The 7,072-nt window shown below is 60.8% G+C and carries 7 protein-coding genes and 1 tRNA gene; 6 read left to right on the forward strand and 2 right to left on the reverse strand.

Going from position 1 to position 7,072, the window contains the following annotated elements; all coding sequences use genetic code 11:
• Nucleotides 1-3: 3 nt before the first annotated feature.
• Nucleotides 4-1,440, reverse strand: coding sequence for a sensor histidine kinase (locus ACNPM8_RS16810; protein ID WP_448940246.1), 1,437 nt, complete (start codon nucleotides 1,438-1,440; stop codon nucleotides 4-6).
• On the reverse strand, nucleotides 1,437-2,105 hold the full coding sequence (locus tag ACNPM8_RS16815; RefSeq protein ID WP_332731153.1) for a response regulator transcription factor: 669 nt from the start codon (nucleotides 2,103-2,105) through the stop codon (nucleotides 1,437-1,439). Before ACNPM8_RS16815 ends, ACNPM8_RS16810 begins: the two co-directional genes overlap by 4 nt.
• Nucleotides 2,106-2,347: 242 nt before the next feature.
• Here ACNPM8_RS16815 and ACNPM8_RS16820 point away from each other — a divergent pair, with 242 nt between their 5' ends.
• The 6 genes from ACNPM8_RS16820 (at nucleotide 2,348) to ACNPM8_RS16845 (ending at nucleotide 7,038) form a co-directional block, all read left to right on the forward strand.
• Nucleotides 2,348-3,628 (forward strand): Nramp family divalent metal transporter, encoded by a 1,281-nt coding sequence (locus tag ACNPM8_RS16820; RefSeq protein WP_133833386.1) that lies wholly within the window; start codon nucleotides 2,348-2,350, stop codon nucleotides 3,626-3,628.
• Between the two features lie 82 nt (nucleotides 3,629-3,710).
• Nucleotides 3,711-4,355 (forward strand): NADPH-dependent F420 reductase, encoded by a 645-nt coding sequence (locus ACNPM8_RS16825; RefSeq protein ID WP_448940247.1) that lies wholly within the window; start codon nucleotides 3,711-3,713, stop codon nucleotides 4,353-4,355.
• Nucleotides 4,356-4,400: 45 nt separating this feature from the next.
• Nucleotides 4,401-4,601, forward strand: a complete 201-nt coding sequence (locus ACNPM8_RS16830; RefSeq protein ID WP_448940248.1) for a hypothetical protein — start codon at nucleotides 4,401-4,403, stop codon at nucleotides 4,599-4,601.
• Nucleotides 4,584-4,667, forward strand: a tRNA-Leu gene (locus ACNPM8_RS16835). The genes ACNPM8_RS16830 and ACNPM8_RS16835 overlap by 18 nt, the downstream gene beginning before the upstream one ends.
• A gap of 132 nt (nucleotides 4,668-4,799) precedes the next feature.
• A complete protein-coding gene (locus ACNPM8_RS16840; protein WP_448940249.1) occupies nucleotides 4,800-5,777 on the forward strand; it encodes an alpha/beta fold hydrolase in 978 nt (325 codons plus the stop codon).
• Nucleotides 5,778-5,844: 67 nt separating this feature from the next.
• Complete coding sequence (locus tag ACNPM8_RS16845; RefSeq protein WP_105661264.1) at nucleotides 5,845-7,038, forward strand: glycosyltransferase; 1,194 nt, start codon at nucleotides 5,845-5,847, stop codon at nucleotides 7,036-7,038.
• Nucleotides 7,039-7,072 lie beyond the last annotated feature (34 nt).

Consider the following 7,072-nt stretch of genomic DNA (forward strand, 5'->3'; position numbering starts at 1 on the left):
GGCTCAGGATTCATCGGGCACCTCGGGCTTGCCGCCATGCAGGGGCAGGCTGATCGTTGCTTTGAGCCCTTCGCCCGGAGCCGATTCAAGCGTGAGCTCACCGGCATTCGCGCGCGCCAAGCGATCCACGATAGCCAGTCCCAAACCTGTTCCCGGACTGTGCCGTACACGTTCTGCACGCCAGAATCGCTCGCCTGCATTCGCGAGTTCAGCAGCGTTCATTCCGGCACCGTGATCCTGTATTTGGATGCTGGCAGTTCCCGGATCGAGCCGCAGGCCCAGGACGATCTTGCTGCCAGGAGCGTACTTGAACGCGTTTTCCAGTAGTTCTGCGAGCATCTGCTGCAAATCGAATCCGTTGCACCACACCATGGCGGTCGGCCCCGAGGTGGCACTGCCATCGAGCAGCAGCTGGTTTCCCCGTTGCCGGGCAACCTCGGATTGGCGTTCGACCTCCTCGGCGAGCATTTGCCCGACGTCGACTTGTTGGCCGTGCACGGCTGTCTCGGGTAAGGACTCCCCCGCATTTTGCTCGGCTAGCCGATGCTCGGCGCTGGCCAAGCGCATGACACCGTCCAGCAAGGTTTCCACCCGATGCAGTTCGTTTTCCACCGCGTGCACTCCGGCGGGATCCGCTTGGTCGCCCATGCGCATCTTCAAAAGATCCACGCGCAACCGCAAGGCGGCAACGGGGTTGCGGAGCTGATGGGAAGTTTCAGCAATGAACTCCTGCTGCTGCTTCAGGCTCTCGGCCATAGTTCGGGCCATGCTGCCCAGCGACCGCGATAGCCGGCGCAGTTCCGGTGGGCCTTGCTCTTCGAGGAGGACCGGTGCCTGATGCCGCGCAATGTCATTGACGGCATCATTGAGCTGGTGCACCGGACGGAGCACCCAGAAGGTCAGGCGGTCGGCCAAGAGCAGGAGTCCAGCGCCAATGGAAATGACGACAAGCCACAGCAGGCTGGACTTTTCCAGCACCTTGGCGCGTGCAGTTTCCAAGTTCACTTGCATCGTGACAGAGCCGAGCACTTGGGCAGAATTGCCGAACGGCTGCGAGAGCAAGGCGGTGGCATCCGAGAGAGGATCGATCGGCGGGATCTGGACCAGTCCCAGATTCAGCTCTGAATCGCGCACGGTGCCAGCGACGTCGGGATCCGCAGGATCGATACTGCCCGAGACCAGTTGCCGCTGGCCCAGATTGATCAGCAGCCCTTCGCCATAGAGGTCGCTATAGGTGTCCATCTCCAGCTGGAGCAGCGACATGTCATTTGCCAGATCAGCATGGGCGGCAAGCTGGACAAAGCGGTTCAATGCCGATAACCGGTTCAGCTGGACTTCAGCGGTGGCATCACGGCTGACGCTCTGCAACAGCATCGCGCTGACGATGGCGACGATTACAAGCAGCAGCGTGCCCAGGATTCCCAGTACGCGCAGCCTCACGGGTTTGGCGTCTCTAGCCGGTAGCCGACTCCGCGGACGTTCACGATCATCCCGGGCGCAGCAAGCTTGGAGCGCAAACCGGTGAGGTGCACATCCAAGGAGCGCGACACCGCCACGAACGCGTCGCCCCACAAGCGGTCAAGAATCTGCTCCCTGGTAACCACCGCTCCGTCATGCTGGGCCAGCAATGCCAGCAGCTCGAATTCCTTGGCGGTCAGCTGGAGGTGCCGTCCATTCAGAATTGCTTCGTGCTTCCCGGTGTCCATACGTAGTCCGCCGGCGATGAGCACACCGCCATTGTCATTGGATTGGACCTTGGCGCGGCGGGCCACCGCATCGATGCGTGCGAGAAGAACCGCCAGCCCGATGGGCTTGACCAGGAAATCGTCGGCACCCTGGCGCAGTCCCCGGACAACGCTCCGCTCGTCATTGCGCGCCGAGAGGATGACCACGGGGACTTCACTGATTTGGCGCAGTTTGCGCAGGACTTCCAGTCCATCCATATCCGGCAGGCCCAGATCCAGCAGGATCATCTGTGCATTGTGGTGCTTCAAGAGCGCGTCAGCACCGCGGCTGACATGCTCGGCCTGATGGCCTGCGGCACTCACGGCATCGATCAGGGCGCGGGCGACGGCGTGGTCGTCTTCGACGATCAACAGCTGCACGGCATCATCCTCGACGTTCAGATCCGGGCTCGGCGCCCATGGGTAACTGCTCAATTCTACCAATCGGGGCACGCAGTGTTCTCCAGGTCACTGCATTCCTAAGAAAGTGTTAGTACTTGACTGTGAGTTTGCCAGTAAGAAAGATCACTACCAAGATTGAATACGATCTCACACCCCCGTGGTCCGCGTCACTGCCGATGCGACTCCGCGGCGGCATCGCACTGTGGCAAAAGGAAAATCAAATGAGCGAAAACATCCAGGCGCAACGCGCCGACCTAGACGGTGGCGGCCCGCCGCGCTGGAAAGTCATTGGCCCGGGACTGGTCGTTGCGGCGACCGGCGTTGGCGCCGCCGACATGGTTGCCACACTAGTAGCCGGCAGCCAGTACGGCTATGCGCTGCTCTGGGCAGTGATTGTCGGCGTGATCCTGAAGATTGTTCTGGTTGAAGGCGCCGGCCGCTACACCCTGGCAACTGGCAAAACCATTTTCGAGGGTTGGAAGACCCTGGGCAAGTGGACCACTTGGTATTTCGGTCCCTACATCATCATCTGGGGCTTCGTTTACGGCGCTACAGCGATGAGTTCCGCTGCATTGCCGCTGGCAGCCTTGATGCCGGCAGTGGATCTGAAAATCTGGGCAGTAATCATGGGCCTGCTGGGCTTCGTGATGGTCTGGTTCGGAAAGTACAGCTTCTTCGAGAAGATCACCGCTGTACTGGTGGGCATCATGTTCGTAACCGTGGTGGGCTTGGCTTTCATCGCTGTGCCCAATATTCCGGAAATGCTCAAGGGCCTGATCCCGATGATCCCGGAAGGCGGCGTGGTCTACACCCTGGCGTTGGCTGGCGGCGTCGGCGGTACCATCACCTTGGCCGCTTACGGCTACTGGCTGCGCGAAAAAGGCTGGTACACCCCTAAGTGGATGCGGGTCATGCGCATCGACAACTCCATGGCTTACGTCATGACCGGCATCTTCGTGCTGGCCATGCTGATCGTTGGCGCGGAAGTTGTTCGCGCCGCCGGCGTGAGCATCTCCGGTGGCGACAAGGGCCTGCTGGAACTGGGCGACGTGCTGAAGGCCGAATACGGCGATGTCGTAGGCAACGGCTTCCTCATTGGTTTCTGGGCCGCGTCCTTCTCGTCGATCATCGGCGTATGGAACGGCGTTTCCCTGATGTTCGCCGACTTCTGGGGCCATATGCGCAAGAAGCCGGCAAACCACCCGGATACCCTGACCGGCGGCAAGTACTTCAAGTTCTATGTCCTGTGGCTGACCTTCCCGCCAATGGTGCTGTTCCTGCTGGACAAGCCAATTGCCCTGATTCTGGCCTATGGCGTCCTCGGTGCGCTGTTCATGCCATTCCTGGCAGTCACCCTCCTGGGCCTGCTCAACGGCAAGCGCATCCCCAAGGCATGGGCCAACCGCTGGCATACCAACACCGCACTGGCGATTACCGCTGCGCTGTTCATCGTCTTGGGCGTACAGCAGCTGTACAAGTCCCTGGCTCCGCTCTGGAGCTGATGGCCTTTCGCTAGGTCCAGAAGCCATGGTCGCATGCAATGATTTGCATGCCACCATGGCTTTCGCGTTTAGGCTGGAGGTTATGAGCATCAAGCGGATTGGAATCCTCGGAGCGGGACGAGCCGGTACAGCCCTCGCCCGCGCAGCAGCATCGGCCAGAATCGACGTACGCATCGCAGGTTCCAGGCCTCCACGGATGATGAAGTACCACCTGGCACAGTACGCATCGCATGCCACCGCCGTACTGGCCGAAGACATTGCCGAGGATGCCGATTTGGTGGTGCTCATGGTGCCCCAAGAGGAACTCGACGACATTGATGTCCCATCCCTGGCTTGCATCTTGCTGGTGGATGCGACCAATCGCTGGGAAGACGAGCCGCTTCCCGACTGGCTGGAAACATCACTTGACGCTGGCTTGTCCAGCTCCGAAGGCATTGCAACCCATTTCAAGAGCTCTCGCGTGGTCAAAGCCCTCAATCACATCAGCCATTGGGACATGGACGCGGATCGGGCAACCAAGCAATCCGCGCAACGCGCCTTGGGCGTCGCCTCGGATAACAAGCAGGATGCCCAGACGGTTTCGGAACTTACCGTCGCCCTGGGTTTCTCTCCGGTCCTCCTGCCCAACTTGGCCGCGGGCCGCGGCTTGGAACCTGGTGGCGCGATCTTCAACGAAGTACTCGATGCGGCAACGCTGTCCGCCAGACACGGCCCATCTGCGCAGTAAAGCCGCTAAACCCGGGTTTCACTAGGCAGATCGCATCATATTCCTGTGACGCTCGACACTGATTTTCTGAATTTTTACCTTAAACCTCTACTCAATCCCGGTTTTCCCGCGGAATTCCGGGGTTTTCACCCTCCAGTTGCGGGGAGTTTCCCGATTGGAAATCCCCTGCTGGGGGTGGTAAAGTTTTACTTCGTTGCCAGCGATAACAACGCGAACAACAGACAACCTGCGCGGGTGGCGGAATAGGTAGACGCGCTAGCTTGAGGTGCTAGTCCTCGCAAGAGGGTAGGGGTTCAAGTCCCCTTTCGCGCACAGGTAGAATCCCCGGTTGACTTCGGTCAACCGGGGATTTCTTTATTTAATCCGAACGGATCCCCGCCCTCGATTGAGGATGCGGCGCATGCCTCCGCCGCGCTTGCACGTGCGCTGTCGTAAAGTGCTTATATGACTGATTCTTCCCCGGGCAACATCCCCGCCCAGCAGGGGCTCATGCCAACTGATGATGGCCACCAGCTGTACTGGGAAGCGTTCGGCAGTCCCGGGGGAATCCCGGCACTGCACCTGCACGGTGGACCAGGAGGAACACTCGGCGCGAGCGGCTACCGGAACCGCTGGGATCTGTCCCGTACTCGCCTCATTGGTTTTGAACAGCGCGGTTGCGGACGTTCTCTCCCCTCGGCAGCCGCTGCGGATACGGACATGGGAGAATTCACTACCCAGCGGCTGATAGCCGATATCGAAACGCTGCGTGTCGGGCTGGGTATCGAGAAATGGATTATCAATGGCGTGTCCTGGGGCTCGACCTTGGCTCTCGCCTACGCACAGGCCCATCCCGAACGCGTCGTCGGCATGGTGCTTTTCGCCGTCACGACAACGAGCCGTGAAGAAGTCCAATGGATCACCGAAACTGTTGGAGCGCTCTTCCCGGAAGCATGGGACCGCTTCTCGCGATTCGCCAGCAGCCACATTCCGGCCTACGCGGCGGGTGAACTGCGACTGGTCGAGGCCTACGCGCAACTGCTCGGCTCCACCGATCTGGAACTTCGCGATGCGGCGTCCCGCGAATGGGCGCTATGGGAGGATACCCACATTTCCCTCGGATCGGAGCAGGTAATCCGCGATCCGCGCTGGCATGACCGCCGCTTCCGGCATTCGATGGCACGGCTGACCACTCATTTCTGGGCCCATGATGGTTTCTGCCAGCCGCCGATCATCGAGAATATGGCTGGGATCCGGCACCTGCCGGCCGTTTTGATCCACGGACGAGCCGATGTTTCCGGACCGTCAATGACGGCATGGAAACTTCACCAGCTCTGGCCAGCTTCCTCACTGGTTATCTGCGAGACCGATGGCCACGGCGGAGCGGAGATGGTCGATCACTGGACATCGGCGAACGCGAACATGCTGGACCTGGCTTCTTGATAGCATCAGAGGCGGAGTTTTGAACGAAAAATTCCGTCACTAGCACAGCACTACTGGAGTACTGAACATGCGCATAGCCATGCTTTCCCTGCATACCTCACCGATGCAGCAGCCGGGCTCCGGCGATGCAGGTGGCATGAACGTATACATCCAGAACCTTTCCTATGCGCTGGGCGCCCTGGGCCACGAAGTCCACATGCTCACGCGCACCGCCAACGAATCCGAGTCGCTCCAGGTCAGCGAGGGCGTGTGGATGCATCAGGTGCAGATCGCTGCCCACCGGAACCTTGCCAAGGAACAGCTCCCGGCGATCATCGACGAGGCCGCGGAGGAAATCGCAACGCACTTGCACGGCATGAAGTTCGATGTCGTCCACGGGCACTATTGGCTCTCCGGAATGGTGGGGCTGCAACTGGCGCAGCGCTGGTCCGCTCCCTTGCTGGTCTCGATGCACACCTCGGCCGCGGCCAAGGAACACGAATCAGGTCTCCCCGAGCCTGGGAAGCGAAAGGAAGCAGAGAAGCAGCTGCTCGCCGACTGCGCGCGCATCATCGCGAACACGCCCGTCGAGGCGAAACAGCTGCAGCGCTTCTACGCCGTGGACTCGAACAAGCTCGACATCGTCCTGCCCGGCGTCAACCACCGCATCTTCCACCCGGATCAGGACAAGCTGCGCCGGCCTCTGGGAGACGATGACCTGCACCTGGTCTACGCCGGGCGCATGCAACCGCTGAAGGGAGCCCATCTTCTGCTCGAAGCCATGGGCATCGCGCGTCGCGAGGATCCAGCCCTGCGCATTACCGCATCGCTGTTCGGTGCGCTGTCCGGGGCAACGGACTACGACCTGCCAGCGCAAGTCCAACACCACGGCCTGGAGGACGTCGTCCGGTTCTTCGATCCGCTCTCCCCCGAGAAGCTGGCGCTCGTCTTCGCCAATGCCGATGTCGTCGCGGTGCCCTCGCTCTCCGAGACTTTCGGATTGGTGGCCGCCGAAGCGCAGGCCTGCGGCACGCCGGTGTTGGCCAATGCGGTGGGAGGGTTGGCCTACGCCGTCAATGACGGCGAATCCGGTTGGCTCATGACCGAGCCTGATGCCCAGCTTTGGGCCGCCAAGCTGCTTGAACTGGCCCGGGATCCTGAACAGATTACCGCTGCCGGACATGGGGCGCTGGAACATTCGGCCCTCTTCACCTGGGAACGCGCGGCCGTGGCCACCCTGGCCAGCTACCGTGTCGCCCAGTCCGAGCGCCAAGTACGTTGAACGCAATAGTGGCCTTGGCCTTCAAGGCAATTCC

This window comes from Glutamicibacter sp. AGC46 (assembly GCF_053543715.1).